Raw genomic sequence first — 18,709 nt, forward strand, 5'->3', positions numbered from 1 at the left:
CGGCGAGGTCAGCCCCGGTCGATGCGCAGGCGCATCGCCGGCCACGCCGTCGGGGCGAAGCCCAGCTCGGTGTAGAGACCGGCGCCCTCCCCTGTCGCGAAGAGCTCGACGACGCAGGCCTCGGTGTCGTCTCGGAGCCACGCGAGCACGCCTTCCACGCACGCGCGGGCGAGTCCGCGGCGCCGCGCGTCGGGGTGCGTCGCGACGTTGTTGACCAGTCCCCACACACCGTTCGGGTTGACCGGCGACGGGGCCTCGAGGCGCAGCCCGCCCATGGCGCCGGCCCCGACCCGCCCGGCCGCGTCGACGGCCACGACGACGCAGCAGCGCGGCCCCTCGATCTCGGCCTCGAACCACTCGCGGGCCGCGGCACGCCACCCGGGGTCACCGACACCGGGCACGCCCATGGCCGAGAACATGAGGGCTCGCAGGTCAAGGACCGACTCGATGTCGCCGCGACCGGCCCGACGCGTCGTCCAGCCGTCGGCCCGCCCGCTCACGAGGCCCCCGCCGCGAAGGCCGGGGCAAGGGGCACCGCGACCGCCCCGTGCGCGTCGGCGACGGCGTCCGCGAGCCGACGCGCGACGTCGGCGAGCTCGGGCAGCGCCACACCCTCGGCTGCGGTTCGCAGCAGGCGCAGGCTCCGGTCGGGCATCCGCGGCATCGGCTTGGCGGGGTTGGGCGTCCGGCGGCGGCCCTCGACGACCTCGGCGACGCACCACGACCCGGCGAGCCACGCCCACGCCTCCCGCGCGAGGGCGAGGTCGACGTCGAAGGCAGGCGTCGCGACGCCGGGCCAGGCCGTCGCCGCGACGCCGCGCCACCGGTCGAGCGCGGCCTCCGCGGCGGACGCGTCGAGGGACCACGCGCACCAGCACGTCGGCCACGGGACGTGCAGGTAGGCGACGTCCCACGCGACGGGCCGCCAGATCGCGAACTCGAAGTCGAGCAGGCGCACGCCGGCGTCGTCGAGGAGGTTGTTGTCGGGGCACATGTCGGCCGCCGACAGGCTGGCGGCGTCGACGCGAAAGCGTGACGGCACCTCGCGCAGCACCTCCCACGCGTCGTCGGGCACCTCGACGCCCAGCGCCCGCGCGAGCCCCGGCCACGCCCGGGCGGCCCCCGCGAGGTGGGCGGGGAGGTAGTCGACGACCACGGCGTCACCCGCCCGTGCTCGCACACCGTCGACGAAGGCGTCCCTCAGGCCGCGGCCGGCGACGTGGAGACGGGCGAGCCCCTCGGCCCAGTCGGCGAGCGAGGCCGCGGCCGCGTGGGCGTCGGACCCGAGCAGGTGCGAGGCCAGGTGCGGCGCGTCGCCGAGGTCGGACAGCACGACGACCCGCGGGTCACCACACTCGGCCAGCAGCCGCGGCGCCGGCGCCCCCGGCACGGTGGTCAGCGCCGCGAGCGCGGCGGCCTCTCGGGCATACGGTGCCTCCACCTGGTCGGTGAGGTAGCGCTTGACGACGACCCGACGACCGGACGCCTCACGGGCCCGGACCACGAGGGTGCGGCGGCTGCCCGGGAAGATGTCGCCGTCGGCCGCGAGAGCGGCCCCGAGCAGGCGACCGGCCACCTCGAGCGTCTCGGCGACGAGGTCGGGGGTCGGATCGGTCACCGGGACACCGTGCCGGGGTCGGCAGCGTCGGCGGAGTCGCGGACCCAGGCGGCCAGGCCGCGCTCGCCCGCCCGCATCATCAAGGCGTGGTTGAGCCGCAGCACCGGGGCCGCCACCGGCGCGAGCCGATCGAGCCCGCGCGTGGTGACCGTCGCCTCCTGCGAGTACGAGGCGCGGGTGAGCGGTACGGGGCGCGGCGCCACCGCCGTGCGGTCAGGGCCGACAGGAGTCCCCGGCTCGAGGCGGAACTGGCTCCACCCCTCGAGGTCCCCGTCGATGCGCACGCGCAGCAGCCCGGCGTCGGCGTCCTCGACCTCGCGGGTCAGGACGAGGTCGAGCGTGTAGGGCAGGAGGCTGCGCACGTAGGCATGGCCGCTGTCGGCGTCGATGCGCGCCACGGCTCGGACCTGGGGCCACCAGCGCGGGTAGGCGTCGACGTCGGCGAGTGCCGCGAACGTCGTCGCGGCGTCGGCCGGCACGTGCCACGTGTGGTGGAAGCGGAACGGGCGCACGGGTCCAGCCTCGCACGCGATGGTGTGGCGTCGGGGACGCACCAGGCCCTGACCGGCTGCTGCGTCCCCGACGACGTCCCGCCCCTCGGGGAGCGGCCCGTCGCCCGCCCCCTCGGCGGGCTGACGTGCCACCCTCTCCCCGGTCCCGTCGACCGGGGGTGGGGCTTCGGACGTTCCCTCCACGACCGTCCGACGATCTCGAGCTGGACGCCGTCCGGGGCGTGGTCTCGTAGGGCCTCGGCGATGCGGCGGTTCACCGAGCCGGAGCGCAGGCTCCCGACGAGGACGGCGACTCGGGTGCGGGGCGTGGCAGCGTTGGTCATGACACACCAAACGGACCCCGGTCCGGTTCTATTCCGCTCGTCCTGGTCGACGTGACCCTGCGCGCGGCCTGCACCCGCGCCGCTGACCGGCAGACGTGAGGCCCGTTCGTTACGTCACTGCTCAGTCGGAGTGAGCACTGACGTAGCGAGTGGGCCCACAGTCGGGCTCGGCGTCGGGTTCGGCGTCGGGCACGGCGTCCGCTCGGCTCGGGGCCGGGCTCGGGGTCGGGCTCGGCGTCGCTCGACGGCCGGGCGCGGCAGTCGGCTCGGGGATGCGGAAAACCGGCGGACGCCGCCCGCCGCTCCGCCTACGATCGGCGGGTGCCGGCCACCCGCCCGCCTCTCGACGCCGGACGCCCGACCGGGCGGCCCGTCGAGCTCGGGCTGCGCCCAGAGCGGCCCGAGCGGGCCGACGCCGCGCGCAACCGCGAGGCCCTCCTCGACGCCGCCACGCGCCTCGTGGAGTCGTGCGGTGTCGACGCCGTGACGATGGACGCCGTCGCGGCGGCCGCCCACGTCGGCAAGGGCACGGTCTTCCGCCGTTTCGGCAGCCGGGCCGGGCTCATGGCGGCGCTGCTCGACCACAGCGAGACGACCTGGCAGCAGCGCGTCATCTCCGGGCCCCCGCCGCTCGGGCCCGGCGCCCCGCCGTTGACGCGGCTGCTCGCCTTCGGCGAGTCGCGCCTCGACCGCAACCTCCTCCACGGCGACCTCGTCGTCGCCGCGGTCGGGCGGTACGGCCGGTCGCTGCCGGCCGCGGCCTTCTACACCGCGCACGTCCGCGTGCTCCTCGCATCGGCCGGCGTCGAAGGCGACCTGCCCGTGCTCGCCACCGCGCTGCTCGCCCCGCTCGAGGTGCCGATCCTGCGCCAGCAGCTCGACCTCGGCGTCGACCGCGACCGCATCCTGGCGGGATGGAGCGACCTGGCTCGGCGCGTCGTGCGCGGTTGACCCACGCCGCGGTGCTAGACCGACAGCGTGGAGATGCCGCGTTCGACCCTCGAGGGCCTCGAGGGGCCGGGTCCGGCGCGGACCAGCGCGTGGTCGCGCCGAGGTGCGGTGGCGGCGCTGCTCGTCGTCGTCCTCCTCGGCGCCGCCGGTCTGCTCGGCGACACGACGCAGACGACCCGGGTGTCGGGCGACGGCATCGACCTGACCCTGACGTGGGCGACCTCCTCGCGGGCCGGCATGGACGTGCCCTGGGAGGTCAGCGTGCACCGGGCCGGCGGGTTCACCGGCGACATCACCCTCGCCGTCACGGGGAGCTACTTCGACATCTACGAGACCCAGGGCTGGCGCCCCGACCCCTCCGACTCGACGCGCGAGGGCGACACGCTGTACCTGACCTTCAGCAAACCACCCGGCGACACCCTCGTCGCGGCCTACGACGCCTACATCCAGCCCTCGAGCCAGGTCGGCCGCTCGGGGCACCTCGCCGTCCTCGACCGGGGCCGCGAGGCGGTGTCGTTGGACTTCCGCACCATCCTGCTGCCCTGACCGGCGCCGTCCGCCCGCCCACCGCCCGCCCACCCGACACGCGCCGAGAGGAGCCACCGTGGAGATCGTCGCCCGCGCGCTCGTCGTCTTCGTCTTCCTCTGGCTGGTCACGCGGTCGGTCGGCCGGTCGACGCTCGGTGAGCTCAGCACCTTCGAGCTCGTCCTCTACGTCACCATGGGCGACCTCGTGCAGCAGGGCGTGACGCAGCAGGACTACTCCGTCACGGGTGCGATCCTCGCGGTCAGCACCTTCGCGCTGCTCACGGTCGGCCTGTCGTGGACCCAGTGGCGCTTCCCCCGGGTCCGCCCCCTCGTGACCGGGCGCCCCGTGCTCGTCTTCGCCGACGGCTCCCCCGTGGAGGACGCGATGCGCCGCCAGCGCCTGTCCCTTCCCGACCTGCTCGTGGCGGCCCGCGAGCAGGGCATCCGCTCGACCGCCGACATCGAGTACGCCGTGCTCGAGGCCGACGGCCGCCTGTCGTTCTTCACCCGCGACCCGTCGCAGTCCGGCGCCCCGGACAAGCCGCCGCAGGCCTGACCGAGCGGGGTCACTCCGTCCACAGGAGACGTGCAGCGAGCGTCCAGCGCACCGGTCCATCGTCTAGGGCCATGGCCACTCGCCGACCGGTCGACCCGGGATCACCCCGCGCGGCCCGCGTTCTCACCGGCACCTACGCCCTCGCCACCGTCGTGGCTCTGCTGCTCGTCCTGTCCCATCCGCACCGCCCCGGCCCGACCCCGACGGAGGTGGTCTTCGGCCTGCTCAACGTGCCGGTCGCGCCCAGCGTCCTGTCCGTCGTCGTGCTGGCGATCGTGACCCGCGCGCTCCTCGGTCGCAAGCGGATCGGGCTGCTGCTCGTCGCCGCGTTCCAGGCGCTCGGGGTGCTCATCGGGCTCGTCGCCGTGCTGCCGCCCGCGCGCCGCCCGTACCTGTGGATGTGGCAGACCCGGGGCGACCTCGGCCGGTTCGTCGACGCCGCCGGCATGGTCGTCGCGCTCGCCGCGGGGTGGTGGCTGTGGCGGCTCCGCGGCCAGTTCACCGGGCGCCTCCAGCGCGGGTCGGGCTGGCTCGCGGCGGTCGCCCTCGTGGCGGGGTCCGTCACGACCCTCGGCGTCGCGTGGGGGCTGCTCGGCGCGGTGGGCGTGCCCCGGTCGCAGGCCGAGGCGCTCGTCGGCACGGTGTTCGCGGTGCTCGGCGGGGTCTCGCCGCGGCCGGGCGGTTTCGTCCCCCCTGGGTCGTCGACAGCGTCGCCCTCTGCGCCGGCGCGACGATCGTCGTGGCCGTCACCCTCTTCCTCGCCTCGGCCCGGCCGCTCAACCGCTGGTCGCCCGAGCGTGAGGTCTCGCTGCGGCGCCTCCTCGCCCGCCACGGCGGCCACGACTCGCTCGGCTACTTCGCCACCCGGCGGGACAAGGCATCGGTCTTCGACGCACAGGGCCGCGCGGCCGTGACGTACGCCGTCGCCGCGGGTGTGTCCCTCGCCTCGGCCGACCCGGTCGGCCCGCGCGAGGCCTGGCTGCCCGCCATCGACGCGTGGCGTGCCGAGGCCCGCGAGTACGGCTGGCTGCCGGCGGTCCTCGCGGCGAGCGAGGAGGGTGCCCGAGCCTATGCGTCGCGGGGGATGCGGGTCGTCGCCCTCGGCGACGAGGCGGTCCTCGAGCCACGTCGCGTCGACGTCGACGGCGCCCGACTGACACGCGCGCGGCAGGCGGCCGCCCGGGCCCGTCGCGCCGGCGTGACGGTCCGCATCCGGCGCCAGGCCGACCTCGCCCCGGACGAGCTGGACCGCACCGCGGCGTCGGCGCGGCAGTGGCGCTCCGGCGACACCGAGCGCGGCTTCTCGATGGCCCTGGGCCGCACCGGCGACCCCGCCGACGGCCGCGTCGTGCACGTCCAGGCGGCGGACGCCGACGGCACGCCGGTAGGTCTGCTGACCTTCGTGCCGTGGGGCCGCGCCGGCATCTCCCTCGACCTCATGCGCCGCTCGCCTGACGCCCCGAACGGCACGACCGAGCTCATGGTCACCGAGCTGCTCACGCGCGCCGACGAGCTCGGCATCGCGAGGGTCTCGCTCAACTTCTGCATGTTCCGCGGTGTCTTCGCCGGCTCCGCCCGCCTCGGGTCGAGCACGCTGACCCGCCTCAACGCGTCGGTGCTCGGGCTGTTCGACCGGTTCTGGCAGCTCGAGCGGCTCTACCGCGCCACCGACAAGTACGACCCCGAGTGGACCCCACGCTTCCTCTGCTACGACGACGGCCTCTCCCTTCCCCAGGTCGTCATCGCCGCGGCCGCGCTCGAGGGCTTCGTGCCCTGGCCGGCCCGGCACCGCTCGACGAGCGGGTTGCTCGATGCCGAGCACCTCGCCGAGGTGGCCGTGCTCGAGGCGGCGGGGCCGGCCCTGGACCCCACCCGGCTCGGGCCCCGGCGCAGCGAGGAGTCGCGGCACCGCCTCGCGACGCTCGACCGGCTCCGGGCGGCGGGCGAGGACCCCTACCCTGTCGGGGGCGGCCCGGTCACCCCACTCGCCCTCGTCCCCGGTGTGCGCTGCGGCTCGTGGACGGACGGCGAACCCGTCCAGGTCGTGGCCCGCGTCCGTGAGCTGCGCGACCACGGCGCCGTCGTCTTCGTCACCCTCGAGGACGCCGGGGCGCGCGTGCAGGCCCTCCTCGAGACGTCCCGGACCGGGCGGCGCTCCCTCGGCCGGTTCACGGCCGCCGTCGACACCGGGGACCTCGTGCGCCTGGCCGGTCGGACGGGGCGCTCCCGCACCGGCACGCCGAGCCTGCTCGTGAACGACTGGCGCCTGGAGGCCAAGGCGCTGCACCCGGTGCCGTGGCGCGGCCTCGACGACCCCGAGGCTCGCGTGCGACGTCGGTCGACCGACCTGCTCGTGCACCCCGCCCAGGTCGAGCTGCTGCGGCGCCGCTCGACCGTGGTGGCGACGCTGCGCCGGACCCTGGCCGAGCGCGGCTTCCTCGAGGTCGAGACGCCGATGCTGCACGTGACGCACGGCGGCGCCTCCGCTCGCCCCTTCCGGACCCACATCAACGCCTACGGCATCGACCTGGCCCTGCGCATCGCTCCCGAGCTGCACCTCAAGCGGCTCCTCGTCGGTGGCCTCGGCCCGGTGTTCGAGCTGGGCCGCAGCTTTCGCAACGAGGGAGCCGACGCCACCCACAACCCGGAGTTCACCTCGCTCGAGGTGTACGAGCCGCACGCCGACTACGTGGACATGCGCCTCCTGGCGGAGAACCTCGTGCGCGAGGCCGCCGTCGCCGTGCACGGCCGACCCGTCATCCCCCTGCCGCCGCCGGGGCGGGTCCGCGACGGCCTCGACGGCGTCGAGCTCGTCGAGATCGGTGCGTCCTTCCCCGTCGTGCCCGTGCTCGATGCGGTGAGCCGTGCCGTGGGCCTGCCCGTCGGCCCCGACACCGACCTGGACGTGCTCCTCGACCTCGCCGCCCGGCACGGCATCACCGTCCCCGACGACGCCGGGTGGGGCCACGTCGTCGAGGAGCTCTACGGCCGGCTCGTCGAGCCCGTCACGGTCCTGCCGACCTTCTACACCGACTTCCCCGTCGAGACCTCGCCGCTGGTGCACCCCCACCGCACCGAGCGCGGGCTCGTCGAGCGGTGGGACCTCGTCGTCGCGGGCATGGAGGTGGGCACCGCGTACAGCGAGCTGACCGACCCCGTCGAGCAGCGCCGACGCCTCACCGAGCAGTCGCTCAAGGCCGCCGCGGGCGACCCGGAGGCCATGGAGGTCGACGAGGACTTCCTCCACGCCCTCGAGCTCGGCATGCCGCCCACGGGCGGTCTCGGCATCGGCGTCGACCGGCTCGTCATGCTCCTGACGAACACCCCGATCCGCTCGGTCCTCACCTTCCCCTTCGTGCGCCCCGAGCCGGGGGGCCGGCGGAGCACGGAGAAGAGGGAGAGCCTGACGTGGAGCTGACCGACCCCGGCGTCATCGTCGTCCTCGTCCTCGTGGCCCTCACCCTGTTCGCCCTCGTCGTCGTCGGCTGGCCCCGCTGGGGCGGACGCGTCGCGCACGGAGCCGTCCGCGGCGTCCAGGTGGTGCTGCTCAACGTCGTCGTCGTCGCCCTGGCCGGTGCCGCCCTCAACGACCAGTACCTCTTCTACTCCAGCTGGTCCGACCTGCTCGGGTCCCGCTCGACCGAGGTGCAGCTGCACCACGGCGGCGGCGCCCGGGAGGTGGTCGAGGCGAAGGTCGTCGGGCCGGGGCTCGCCCGGGCCACGGGGCCCACGAGCTACCGTCTGCCGCAACCGGGTTCGCGGCTGCAGACCTATGTGGTCACCGACCCGCGGACCGGCATGTCCGGACAGGTGCTCGTGTACCTGCCGGCCGGCTACGACCCCGCCTCGAGCCGCACGTACCCGGTCATCGAGGGCCTCCACGGGTTCCCCGGCAGCCCCCAGTCGTTCTCCCGGCTGGACTTCCTCACCACCGCCGACGCCCTCGTCGCGCAGCACCGGCTCGCGCCCTCGCTCGTCGTCATCCCGCGCATCGACACCCCCGCCAGCCTCGACACCGAGTGCGTCAACGGCGCGCGTGGACTGCCGCAGACCGACACGTGGCTGGCCCGCGACCTGCCCGCCTGGGTCGTCACCCACCTGCACGCGCGTCGCGACCGCACGTCCTGGGCCGTCATGGGCTACTCGTACGGCGGCTGGTGCGCCGCGTCGCTGTCGATGCGTCACCCGGACGTCTTCGGGGCCGCCATCGTCCTGCAGGGCTACTTCCGCCCGGACTTCTCGGCGAGCTACGACCCGCTGACGCCGCGCGGCACCGAGGCCTACGACCTCGTCCGCCTCGCCCGCACGAGCCCACCGCCGGTCGCCCTCTGGGTGCTGACCTCGCGCCAGGACCCGCTGTCCTACCCGTCGACGTCGAAGTTCCTCAGCGTCGCCAAACCGCCGCTCGACGTGGCGGCCACCGTCCTGGCCTCGGGCGGGCACCGCGACACCGTGTGGGAGCCGTACGTCGGTCGGGCCATGGCCTGGCTCGGCCAGACCCTGCCGGGGTTCCGTGGCTGACCCCGTAGGGCACCGTCCCGCGGCGAGGCGAAGCGGGCACAGGACCGCGCACGGTCGGCCGCACCGGCACCTCGGCGTCCGGGCCCACCACGTCGCCATCGGCCTCGTCGTCGCGGCGTGCGCCGTGGCGCTCGTCGCCGTGGCCCTCGCGGCCGGCGTCGGCCCCGGCACGCTCGAGGACGCCGTCGGTGGTGCCGGCCGTCCCGCAGGCGTCCCCACCGGCGCCGACCCGTCCGCGCCGCCGACCTCCGGTGCGACGTCGACCTCGCCCGCCCCCCTCGTCGTCGTCGCGCTCGGCGACTCGGTGCCGTCGGCGACGACGTGCGGCTGCGCGGGCTACGTCGAGCAGCTCGGCGCCCGGCTCGGGTCCGCCACGGGCCGGACTCCGGTGATCCACAACGACGCCGTCGGCGGGTGGACCACCGAGGACGTCGAGCACGACCTCGACTCCGCGTCGACCCACCGCGACATCGTCGGCGCCGACCTCGTCGTCGTCGAGGTGGGCGCCAACGACTTCGACCTCGACCGCGTGGACGACCCGACCTGCCTGCCGGCGGCGACGTCGCCGTGCTGGACCGACACGCTCCACGGGCTGCACGACGGCCTGACGCGGATCGTCGACGGCGTCAAGGCCGCCGACCCGAACCCGGACCTCCGCGTCGCGGTCGTCGGCTACTGGAACGTGACCGTCGACGGTGCCGTCGGGCGCGCGCAGGGCGGCGCCTTCGTCCTCGGCAGCGACGCCCTGACGAAGGTCGTCAACAGCACCGTCCAGCAGGTGGCCACCGCGACGGGCGCCGTCTACGTGGACGCCTACACGCCCCTCAAGGGCGAGGCCGGCGACCGCGACCCGACGAGCGACCTGCTCGACGACGGTGACCACCCCAACGCCAGTGGCCACACCCTGCTCATGGCGGCGGTCTACGACGCCCTCGAGGACGCCGGCGCCGTCGGCCGCTGGGCCTCGGGCTGAGGCCGGTCTAGGGTCGGGACCGGGGCCGGATCCCGGTCACCGGCACCGTCCGCACCCGATCGAAGGAGCACCGCATGAGCCTCGACCGCCCGGTCGCACCGAACCCGTACGAGCTGCTGCCGGCCGTCGCGTCGTTCACCGTGACGAGCACCGACGTCACCGACGGCGAGCCGCTGGCCGACGCGCAGGTGGCGTCCGGCGGCAACACCTCCCCGCAGCTGTCGTGGAGCGGGGCACCCGAGGGCACGCAGAGCTACGTCGTCACCTGCTTCGACCCGGACGCCCCCACGCCGTCGGGCTACTGGCACTGGGTCCTCGTCGACCTCCCGGCCGACGTCACGTCGCTCGACACCGGCGCTGCCTCGGGCCCGCTGCCGGGCGGCGCGTTCCACGTGCGCAACGACGCCGGCCAGGCCACCTTCATGGGTGCGGCACCGCCCCAGGGCGACCAGCCGCACCGCTACTTCTTCGTCGTTCACGCCGTGTCCGAGCCGACGCTCGGCGTCGACGACTCGGCGACGCCCGCAGTCGTCTCGTTCAACCTCGCGTTCAAGACGCTGGGCCGCGCGATCCTCCACGGCACCTACCAGTACTGACCGACGCGCCACGCCGGTCGTCGCGGTGGCCGGTCGCGCCTCGTCCCGGGTCTCGTCTCAGTCCGGGGTCGCGCCTCAGGCCGGGGCGTCGGGGCGGGACGAGCGCCGCGTCGCCACCGCGTCACTGGTCAACCGCGCGATGCACGACCGGTTCGTCACGAACGGGACGAGCTCGACGTCGGCATCGGCCTCACCCACGGCGGCGAGCGTGCCCCGCACCAGCCCGCGGTGGATGCCGCAGACGACCTCGGAGTGGTTGCGGGCCATGGCCATGAACGGGCAGTCGTGCAGGGTGAGCTCGACCGTCCGGCCGTGGTCGCTCGTGCGCAGGTCCGGCTCGTACCCCCATTCGTCGAGCAGGTCGACCGCGAGGCCGACCTTGCCGAGCCAGGCACCCGGGGTCGTCGCCACCGGCAGCGGCCGGTCGTCGGTGGCGGTGCGTTCGGCGACCCACCGCGCACCGGCCTCCTCGGGGCCGATCGGCACGCCGTCCTGGGACTGCGCCCATGCCGAGGTCAGCAGCTCGGTGAAGGACGCGAGGGCCTCGTGCCCCGTCAGGCCCGGCGCGGGCGGCTCGGCGAGCGCGTAGAGCTTGCGCGGCCGGCCGACGCCGGCACGGCGCAGGACGGACACGAGCACCCCCGCGTCGAGGAGCCGTTCGAGGTGGAACCGCGCCGTGGTGACGTGGATGCCGAGAGCGTCGCCGACCTCGGCGGCGGTGAGCACGGACACCGTCTCGCGCGGGTCGGCCGGGGGTCGGGACAGCAGCTCGAGGACGGCGCGCCGGGTCTCGACCCGGCCGGGGTCGCCCACCGGGGAAGGTGCAGCGACAGGGTCAGCGACGGGTGCAGGGACGGGTGCAGGGACGGGTGCAGGGACGGGTGCAGGGACGGGTGCAGGGACGGGGATCGCCATCGGACTCCTTCTTCGGCCGATTTGGAGGATATCGAGGAGTCGTGGCCGCGTCCGACGAATGTCCGAGAACGCGTCGCACACGCCCGGATTTCCCCCCGCCACAGCATGGACGCCGCTACGGTGAGGCCCAAGGGCCTCCCTCCCGGCCGGCGACGGCGCCTGGGTTTTGCAGGAGGCCGTCGCTCCGTTTTGGAGGATTCATGCAGCTCGCATCCCACCCCGCTCCCCGACGCGAGGTCGCCCCGGCGCACCGGCCGGTGCTCCGACACCGACGAGAGGCGCGGTCGTGAACGCGGCTCGACCCACGCCGGAGCTCGACGGCCCGGTGTCCGCGGCCCTGCTGAGGGCGGGCCGGTTCTTCACGAGGTGGGACGAGTCCGCTGACGGGCGGGCCGTGTTCCGCGAGGGGGGTCGCGCCGGCGACGTCTTCTACCGCGACCGGTGGAGCCACGACAAGGTCGTGCGCTCGACGCACGGGGTCAACTGCACCGGCTCCTGCTCGTGGAAGGTCTACGTCAAGGACGGGATCATCACGTGGGAGACGCAGCAGACCGACTATCCGTCCGTCGGGCCCGACCGGCCCGAGTACGAGCCGCGCGGCTGTCCTCGCGGCGCAGCCTTCTCCTGGTACACCTACTCGCCGACCCGGGTCCGGTACCCGTACGTGCGCGGAGTCCTGCTCGAGATGTACCGCGAGGCCAAGGCGCGGCTCGGTGACCCGGTCGCCGCCTGGCACGAGGTCACGACCGACCCGGACAAGCGGCGCCGGTACCAGACCGCCCGGGGCAAGGGCGGGCTCGTGCGCGCCTCGTGGGGCGAGGCCGTCGAGATCGCGGCCGCCGCCCACGTGCACACCATCAAGGAGTACGGACCCGACCGCGTCGCCGGCTTCTCGCCCATCCCCGCGATGTCGATGGTGTCGCACTGCGTGGGCACCCGGTTCATCCAGCTGCTCGGCGGCGTCATGACGAGCTTCTACGACTGGTACGCCGACCTGCCCGTCGCCAGCCCGCAGGTCTTCGGCGACCAGACCGACGTGCCGGAGTCGGGCGACTGGTGGGACTCGACCTACCTCATGATGTGGGGCTCGAACGTCCCGGTCACCCGGACGCCCGACGCGCACTGGATGGCCGAGGTGCGCTACCGCGGGACGAAGGTCGTCAGCGTCAGCCCCGACTACGCGGACAACACGAAGTTCGCCGACGAGTGGATGCCGGCCCAGGCCGGGACCGATGCCGCGCTCGCGATGGCCATGGGCCACGTGCTGCTCAAGGAGTTCTTCGTCGACCGCGAGGTGCCGTTCTTCCGCGACTACGTGCGCACGTACACCGACCTGCCGTTCCTCGTCCGGCTCGAGCCCGCGGGCAGCGACCAGCCGGCCGGCACCATGGTGCCCGGTACGTTCCTCCTCGCGTCCGACCTCGGGGGTGCCGACGCGTCGGCGCCCGAGAGTGCCTGGAAGACGGTCCTGCTCGACGAGGCCACCGGCCGGCCCGTCGTACCGAACGGCTCGATGGGGTTCCGGTACGCCGACTCCGGCAAGGGCCGCTGGAACCTCGACCTCGACGGCGTCTCCCCGGCCCTGTCGATGGCCGGTGCCGACGCCACGCCCGTCGAGGTGCTGCTGCCGGCCTTCGTCGAGCCCGACGGCACCGGCTCGGTGCTGCGACGCGGCGTGCCGGCCCGGCGCGTCGGCGACCACCTCGTCACGACCGTCTACGACCTCATGCTGGCGCAGTACGGGGTCGGCCGTGAGGGCCTGCCCGGTGAGTGGGCCGGCGGCTACGACGACGTCTCGACGCCGTACACGCCGGCGTGGCAGGCCGAGGTCACGGCGGTTCCCGCCGAGCAGTGCATCCGCATCGCACGCGAGTTCGCCACGAATGCCGAGCAGTCCCGGGGCCGGTCGATGATCATCATGGGCGCCGGCATCTGCCAGTGGTTCCACGGCGACGCCACCTACCGCGCCATCCTGTCGCTCCTGCTGCTCACCGGCTGCATGGGCCGCAACGGCGGCGGCTGGGCGCACTACGTCGGCCAGGAGAAGTGCCGGCCCATCACCGGCTGGATCTCCCTGGCCAACGCGCTCGACTGGTCACGCCCGCCGCGCACCATGATCGGCACGGCGTACTGGTACATGCACACCGACCAGTGGCGCAACGACGGCTACTCGGCCGACTCGCTCGCCTCGCCGCTCGCTCGAGGGCACCTCGCCGGCAAGCACACCGCCGACACCATCGCCGAGTCGGCGCGCCTGGGATGGATGCCGTTCTACCCGCAGTTCGGCACCAACCCGCTGCGGGTGGCGGAGGACGCCGAGGCCGCGGTGGCTGCCGGAACCGCCGAGAGCCCGGCGGCCTACGTGGCGAACGCGCTGCACGAGGGCACGCTGAGGGCCTCGATCGAGGACGTCGACGCGCCGGAGAACTGGCCCCGCACCCTCGTCCTCTGGCGCTCCAACCTCATGGGCAGCTCGGCCAAGGGCAACGAGTACTTCCTCAAGCACCTGCTCGGTACCCACTCGAACGTCATGGGCGGCGAGAACCCCGGCACGCCGCGGCCGGCCGACGTGGCATGGCACGACGAGGCACCGCAGGGCAAGCTCGACCTGCTCCTGTCGGCCGACTTCCGGATGACGTCGACGACGCTCCTGTCCGACATCGTCCTGCCGGCCGCGACGTGGTACGAGAAGCACGACCTCAGCTCGACCGACATGCACCCGTTCGTCCACGCCTTCACGCCGGCCATCGACCCGCCCTGGGAGGCCAAGAGCGACTTCGACCTGTTCCACCTTCTGGCACAGCGGTTCTCGGACCTGGCCAAGACCCACCTCGGCACGGTCAAGGACCTCGTCAGCGTCCCCCTGCAGCACGACACCCCGGGCGAGACGGCCCAGCCCGGCGGCCGCGTCGTCGACTGGCGCACGACCGGGGCGCCGGGCACACCGGGTCGCACGATGCCGGTCTTCCAGGTGGTCGAGCGCGACTACACCGCCATCGCCGACAAGCTCGCGACGGTCGGCCCGCTCGCCGACTCCCTCGGCTTCACCGTCAAGAACGTGACGTACCGCGTCGAGGAGGAGGTCGTCCGTCTCGCGCGGACGAACGGCGTCATGCTCGGTGGGGCCGGCGACGGCCGCCCCGCCATCGACACCGACGCCAAGCTCGCCGAGGCCATCCTGAGCTTCTCCGGCACGACCAACGGCCACCTGGCCGTGCAGGGTTTCAGGACCCTCGAGGAGCGTGTCGGCAAGAAGCTCGTCGACCTCGCCGAGGGCTCGGAGGAGAAGCGGATCACCTTCGCCGACACGCAGGTCCAGCCGGTGCCGGTGATCACCTCACCGGAGTGGTCCGGCTCCGAGACCGGTGGCCGGCGGTACGCGCCGTTCACCGTCAACATCGAGCGGCTCAAGCCGTTCCACACCCTGACCGGCCGGATGCACTTCTACCTCGACCACGAGTGGATGCAGGAGGTCGGGGAGGCACTGCCCACCTACCGGCCACCGCTCGACATGCACCGCCTCTTCGGCGAGCCGAGGCTCGGACCCGACGGCGCCAAGCAGGTGACGGTGCGCTACCTCACGCCGCACAGCAAGTGGTCGATCCACTCCGAGTACCAGGACAACCTGCTCATGCTCTCGCTCTCACGGGGCGGGCCCACGGTGTGGATGAGTCCCCAGGACGCTGCGTCGATCGAGGTCGAGGACAACGACTGGGTGGAGTGCACGAACGCCAACGGGGTCCTCGTCGCACGCGCCATCGTCAGCCACCGGATGCCCGAGGGCGTCGTGTTCGTCTACCACGCGCAGGAGCGCACCATCGACGTGCCGAAGTCCGAGGCCACCGGCCGCCGCGGCGGCATCCACAACTCGGTCACCCGGCTGCTCGTCAAGCCGACCCACCTCATCGGCGGCTACGCGCAGCTGTCGTACACCTTCAACTACCTCGGCCCGACCGGGAACCAGCGCGACATGGTCTCGACGGTCCGCAAGCGCTCGCAGGAGGTGACGTACTGATGCGCGTCATGGCCCAGATGGGCATGGTGATGAACCTCGACAAGTGCATCGGCTGCCACACGTGCTCGGTCACGTGCAAGCAGGCGTGGACCAACCGCGCCGGCACCGAGTACGTGTGGTTCAACAACGTCGAGACGCGGCCCGGCCAGGGCTACCCGCGTCGTTACGAGGACCAGGAGAAGTGGCGCGGCGGATGGACCCTGACCCACCGGGGAAGCCTGAAGCTCAAGGCGGGCGGACGCGTCCAGAAGCTGCTCGGCATCTTCGCCAGCCCGGTCCAGCCCGAGCTCGCGGACTACTACGAGCCGTGGACCTACGACTACCAGACGCTCGTCGAGGCACCCCTCGGCGACGACTTCCCGGTGGCGCGCCCGAAGTCGCTCATCACCGGCGAGAACACGAAGATCACGTGGTCGGCGAACTGGGACGACAACCTCGGCGGCACGAGCCAGCTCGGCCACCTCGACCCCGTCGTGGAGAAGGTCCGGCGGCAGTCCGAGGACACCGTCCGGTTCGAGCTCGAGAAGACCTTCATGTTCTACCTGCCGCGCATCTGCGAGCACTGCCTCAACCCGTCGTGCATGGCCTCCTGCCCGTCCGGCGCGATCTACAAGCGCGCGGAGGACGGCATCGTCCTCGTCGACCAGGACCGCTGCCGCGGCTGGCGCCAGTGCATCACCGGCTGCCCGTACAAGAAGATCTACTTCAACCACAAGAGCGGCAAGGCCGAGAAGTGCACCTTCTGCTACCCGCGCATCGAGGTCGGACTGCCGACCGTGTGCTCGGAGACGTGCGTGGGGCGGCTGCGCTACCTCGGCCTGTTCCTCTACGACGCCGACCGCGTCACCGAGGCCGCGTCGACGCCGGACGAGGGTGACCTCTACCAGGCCCAGCTCGACCTGCTCCTCGACCCGGCGGACCCCGTGGTCATCGCCGCGGCCCGGCGCGACGGCATCCCGGACGACTGGATGGAGGCGGCCCGGCGCAGCCCGGTGTACGCGCTCGCCAAGACGTACCGCGTCGCGCTGCCGCTGCACCCGGAGTACCGCACCATGCCGATGGTCTGGTACGTGCCGCCGCTGTCGCCGGTCGTCGACGTGCTGTCCTCGCAGGGCCACGACGCCGAGTCGCGCGACGTCCTCTTCGGGGCGATCGAGGCCCTGCGGATCCCCGTCGAGTACCTCGCCGAGCTCTTCACGGCCGGGCGCACCGACGTCGTCACCGGTGTCCTGCGAAAGCTGGCCGCGATGCGCGCCTACATGCGCGACGTGTCCCTGGGCCGCGACGGCGACCCGTCGATCCCGGAGTCGGTCGGCATGAGCGAGGAGTCGCTGTACGAGATGTACCGGCTCATGGCGATCGCCAAGTACGCCGACCGCTACGTCATCCCCACCGCGCACGTCGAGCGGGCGCACGAGCTCGAGGAGATCGCCTGCTCCCTCGACTACGACGGCGGCCCGGGCATGTACGACTCCGGCCCATTCGGCGAGGCGAGTGGCCGGCCCGCGCCGGTGGCCGTCGAGACGTTCGCCGCGCTGAGGCAGCGCCAGACGACCGACTCCCCCACCTCCTCCGAGGAAGCTCCGCGGGCGGGTCAACCTGCTCAACTGGGACGGCAACGGCACCCCACCGGGTCTCTTCCCCGACAACCCGCCGGAGGCTCGGCCCAACCCGCCGGAGGCCCGGCCGTGATCGGCCGCCGCTCCGTGACCAGCCGTCAGGCGCGTGCGTCCCGCCGGGGCCGGGGCGACCGGGTCGTGCACCTCGTCGCCGCACGATGCCTCGACTACCCGAGTGAGGACCTTCTCGCCGCCCTGCCGATGCTCGCCGACGCCCTTGCGGAGCAACGGGACTCGCGTGCCGCGGGCCACCTCGAACCGCTCCTGGCACACCTCGGGGCGACGCCCCTCGACGCGCTCCAGCGGGCCTACGTCGACACCTTCGACCTCAGCCGCAAGCATGCCCTCTACCTGTCCTACTGGACCGACGGCGACACGCGTCGACGTGGGGAGGTGCTCGGACGCTTCAAGGCCGCCTACCGCGCGAGCGGCTTCGTCGTCGACACCCACGGCGAGCTGCCCGACTTCCTGCCGATGGTCCTCGAGTTCGCGGCCGTCGCCGACCCGGAGGTGGGGCGCGCGATCCTCGAGGACTATCGGCCCAGCCTCGAGCTGCTGCGGATCGCGCTGCAGGAGAAGGGGTCCCACTACGCCGCGGCGGCCGTCGCCGTCTGCGCGACGCTGCCCGGCGAGTCACCACGCGACCGGGCCGCCGTCATGGCGATGGCCGGCCTCGGTGGGCCGCCCCCGTCGAGACCGTGGGCCTCGACCCCTACGACCCGCGCCTGCTGCCCCTGCGCGACGTCTCGTCCACCGCCCAGCCCGAGGCAACCGGAGCCCGACGATGAGCACCTTCCTCTGGGGCGTCCTGCCCTACCTCTGCATCGCCAGCCTCGTCGGCGGCACGGTCTGGCGCTACCGCTACGACAAGTTCGGCTGGACGACCCGTTCGTCCCAGCTCTACGAGTCGCGGCTGCTGCGGATCGGGTCTCCGCTGTTCCACTTCGGCATCCTGCTCGTCTTCATCGGCCACGTCGGCGGGCTCGTCGTGCCACAGGCGTGGACCGAGGCGCTCGGCGTGAGCGAGGGCCTGTACCACTTCAACGCCCTGCTCTTCGGCGGCCTCGCGGGCGTCTGCACCCTCGTCGGCATCCTCATCCTCGTGTACCGGCGGCGGCGCACCGGGCCGGTCTTCATGGCGACGACGAAGAACGACAAGCTCATGTACGTCCTGCTCGTCGCGGCGATCGTCCTCGGTCTCTGGACGACGCTCGTCAGCGTGGGTGCGGGCAGCGAGGCGCACAACTACCGGGAGTCGGTGTCGCCGTGGTTCCGGTCGGTGTTCCTCCTGCGTCCTGACGTCGCAGCGATGGAGGAGGCGCCGATCCAGTTCCACGTCCACGCGATCGTCGGGATGCTCCTGTTCGCCCTGTGGCCCTTCACCCGGCTCGTGCACGCGTTCACCGCGCCGCTGCACTACCTCTTCCGTCCCTACATCGTGTACCGGTCCCGGGACCGGGCGGCGACGGGCGCGCGCTCGGCCCGCCCCGGCTGGAGCAGCGTCGGCACGACCGATCGCGACCGCCGGCCGTGACCGGCACCTGACCGGCACCCGACCGGCCCCGGCCGGCCCCTTGAACCC

General features: G+C 73.5%; 13 protein-coding genes and 3 pseudogenes. 12 read left to right on the plus strand and 4 right to left on the minus strand.

The annotated features are described in order from the left end of the window. Window positions 1–8: 8 nt before the first annotated feature. From AC1VM9_RS02485 to AC1VM9_RS02495, 3 genes are read right to left on the minus strand one after another with little or no spacing between them, the layout of a single operon-like run. A complete protein-coding gene (locus AC1VM9_RS02485) occupies window positions 9–500 on the minus strand; it encodes a GNAT family N-acetyltransferase (RefSeq protein ID WP_483120982.1) in 492 nt (163 codons plus the stop codon). Next, entirely contained in the window at window positions 497–1,618 is a 1,122-nt protein-coding gene (locus AC1VM9_RS02490) for a phosphotransferase (protein ID WP_483120984.1), read from the minus strand. Before AC1VM9_RS02490 ends, AC1VM9_RS02485 begins: the two co-directional genes overlap by 4 nt. Beyond that, window positions 1,615–2,262: an SRPBCC family protein gene (locus AC1VM9_RS02495; protein ID WP_483120986.1), complete on the minus strand. Its 648-nt coding sequence runs from the start codon at window positions 2,260–2,262 to the stop codon at window positions 1,615–1,617. The genes AC1VM9_RS02490 and AC1VM9_RS02495 overlap by 4 nt, the downstream gene beginning before the upstream one ends. Before the next feature lie 512 nt (window positions 2,263–2,774). Here AC1VM9_RS02495 and AC1VM9_RS02500 point away from each other — a divergent pair. The 8 genes and pseudogenes from AC1VM9_RS02500 (at window position 2,775) to AC1VM9_RS02535 (ending at window position 10,578) form a co-directional block, all read left to right on the plus strand. Continuing rightward, window positions 2,775–3,404, plus strand: a complete 630-nt coding sequence (locus tag AC1VM9_RS02500; RefSeq protein WP_483120987.1) for a TetR/AcrR family transcriptional regulator — start codon at window positions 2,775–2,777, stop codon at window positions 3,402–3,404. A gap of 33 nt (window positions 3,405–3,437) precedes the next feature. Further along, the gene (locus tag AC1VM9_RS02505) at window positions 3,438–3,950 is read left to right on the plus strand and encodes a hypothetical protein (RefSeq protein WP_483120989.1); all 513 of its coding nucleotides are present in this window, start codon (window positions 3,438–3,440) and stop codon (window positions 3,948–3,950) included. A 58-nt stretch (window positions 3,951–4,008) separates the two neighbouring features. Further along, complete coding sequence (locus AC1VM9_RS02510; protein WP_483120991.1) at window positions 4,009–4,488, plus strand: DUF421 domain-containing protein; 480 nt, start codon at window positions 4,009–4,011, stop codon at window positions 4,486–4,488. Between the two features lie 71 nt (window positions 4,489–4,559). Then, a pseudogene (locus AC1VM9_RS02515) lies at window positions 4,560–5,024 on the plus strand (bifunctional lysylphosphatidylglycerol synthetase/lysine--tRNA ligase LysX); the annotation flags it as partial. A gap of 203 nt (window positions 5,025–5,227) precedes the next feature. Next, window positions 5,228–7,906: a bifunctional lysylphosphatidylglycerol synthetase/lysine--tRNA ligase LysX gene (lysX, locus tag AC1VM9_RS02520; protein ID WP_483120992.1), complete on the plus strand. Its 2,679-nt coding sequence runs from the start codon at window positions 5,228–5,230 to the stop codon at window positions 7,904–7,906. Next, entirely contained in the window at window positions 7,897–9,009 is a 1,113-nt protein-coding gene (locus tag AC1VM9_RS02525; RefSeq protein WP_481341327.1) for an alpha/beta hydrolase, read from the plus strand. The genes lysX and AC1VM9_RS02525 overlap by 10 nt, the downstream gene beginning before the upstream one ends. Beyond that, window positions 9,002–9,982, plus strand: a complete 981-nt coding sequence (locus AC1VM9_RS02530; RefSeq protein WP_481347341.1) for an SGNH/GDSL hydrolase family protein — start codon at window positions 9,002–9,004, stop codon at window positions 9,980–9,982. Before AC1VM9_RS02525 ends, AC1VM9_RS02530 begins: the two co-directional genes overlap by 8 nt. Before the next feature lie 74 nt (window positions 9,983–10,056). Next, window positions 10,057–10,578, plus strand: a complete 522-nt coding sequence (locus AC1VM9_RS02535; RefSeq protein WP_481341329.1) for a YbhB/YbcL family Raf kinase inhibitor-like protein — start codon at window positions 10,057–10,059, stop codon at window positions 10,576–10,578. A 75-nt stretch (window positions 10,579–10,653) separates the two neighbouring features. Here AC1VM9_RS02535 and AC1VM9_RS02540 read toward each other — a convergent pair whose 3' ends face one another. Further along, window positions 10,654–11,391 (minus strand): helix-turn-helix transcriptional regulator, encoded by a 738-nt coding sequence (locus AC1VM9_RS02540; protein ID WP_483120994.1) that lies wholly within the window; start codon window positions 11,389–11,391, stop codon window positions 10,654–10,656. A 388-nt stretch (window positions 11,392–11,779) separates the two neighbouring features. Between AC1VM9_RS02540 and AC1VM9_RS02545 the strand changes: the two genes are divergently transcribed. The 4 genes and pseudogenes from AC1VM9_RS02545 (at window position 11,780) to narI (ending at window position 18,661) form a co-directional block, all read left to right on the plus strand. Then, window positions 11,780–15,508 carry a nitrate reductase subunit alpha gene (locus tag AC1VM9_RS02545; protein ID WP_483120995.1) on the plus strand — a complete coding sequence of 1,243 codons (3,729 nt, stop codon included), beginning with the start codon at window positions 11,780–11,782 and terminating at the stop codon, window positions 15,506–15,508. Then, a pseudogene (gene narH, locus AC1VM9_RS02550) lies at window positions 15,508–17,200 on the plus strand (nitrate reductase subunit beta). The gene AC1VM9_RS02545 and the pseudogene narH overlap by 1 nt, the downstream one beginning before the upstream one ends. Window positions 17,201–17,328: 128 nt before the next feature. Further along, window positions 17,329–17,670 (plus strand): annotated as a pseudogene (gene narJ, locus AC1VM9_RS02555) (nitrate reductase molybdenum cofactor assembly chaperone); the annotation flags it as partial. 241 nt (window positions 17,671–17,911) lie between these two features. Further along, window positions 17,912–18,661, plus strand: a complete 750-nt coding sequence (narI, locus tag AC1VM9_RS02560; protein ID WP_481341334.1) for a respiratory nitrate reductase subunit gamma — start codon at window positions 17,912–17,914, stop codon at window positions 18,659–18,661. Window positions 18,662–18,709: the final 48 nt, after the last annotated feature.

The sequence above is a fragment of the Monashia sp. HAY1-11D genome (assembly GCF_056868035.1).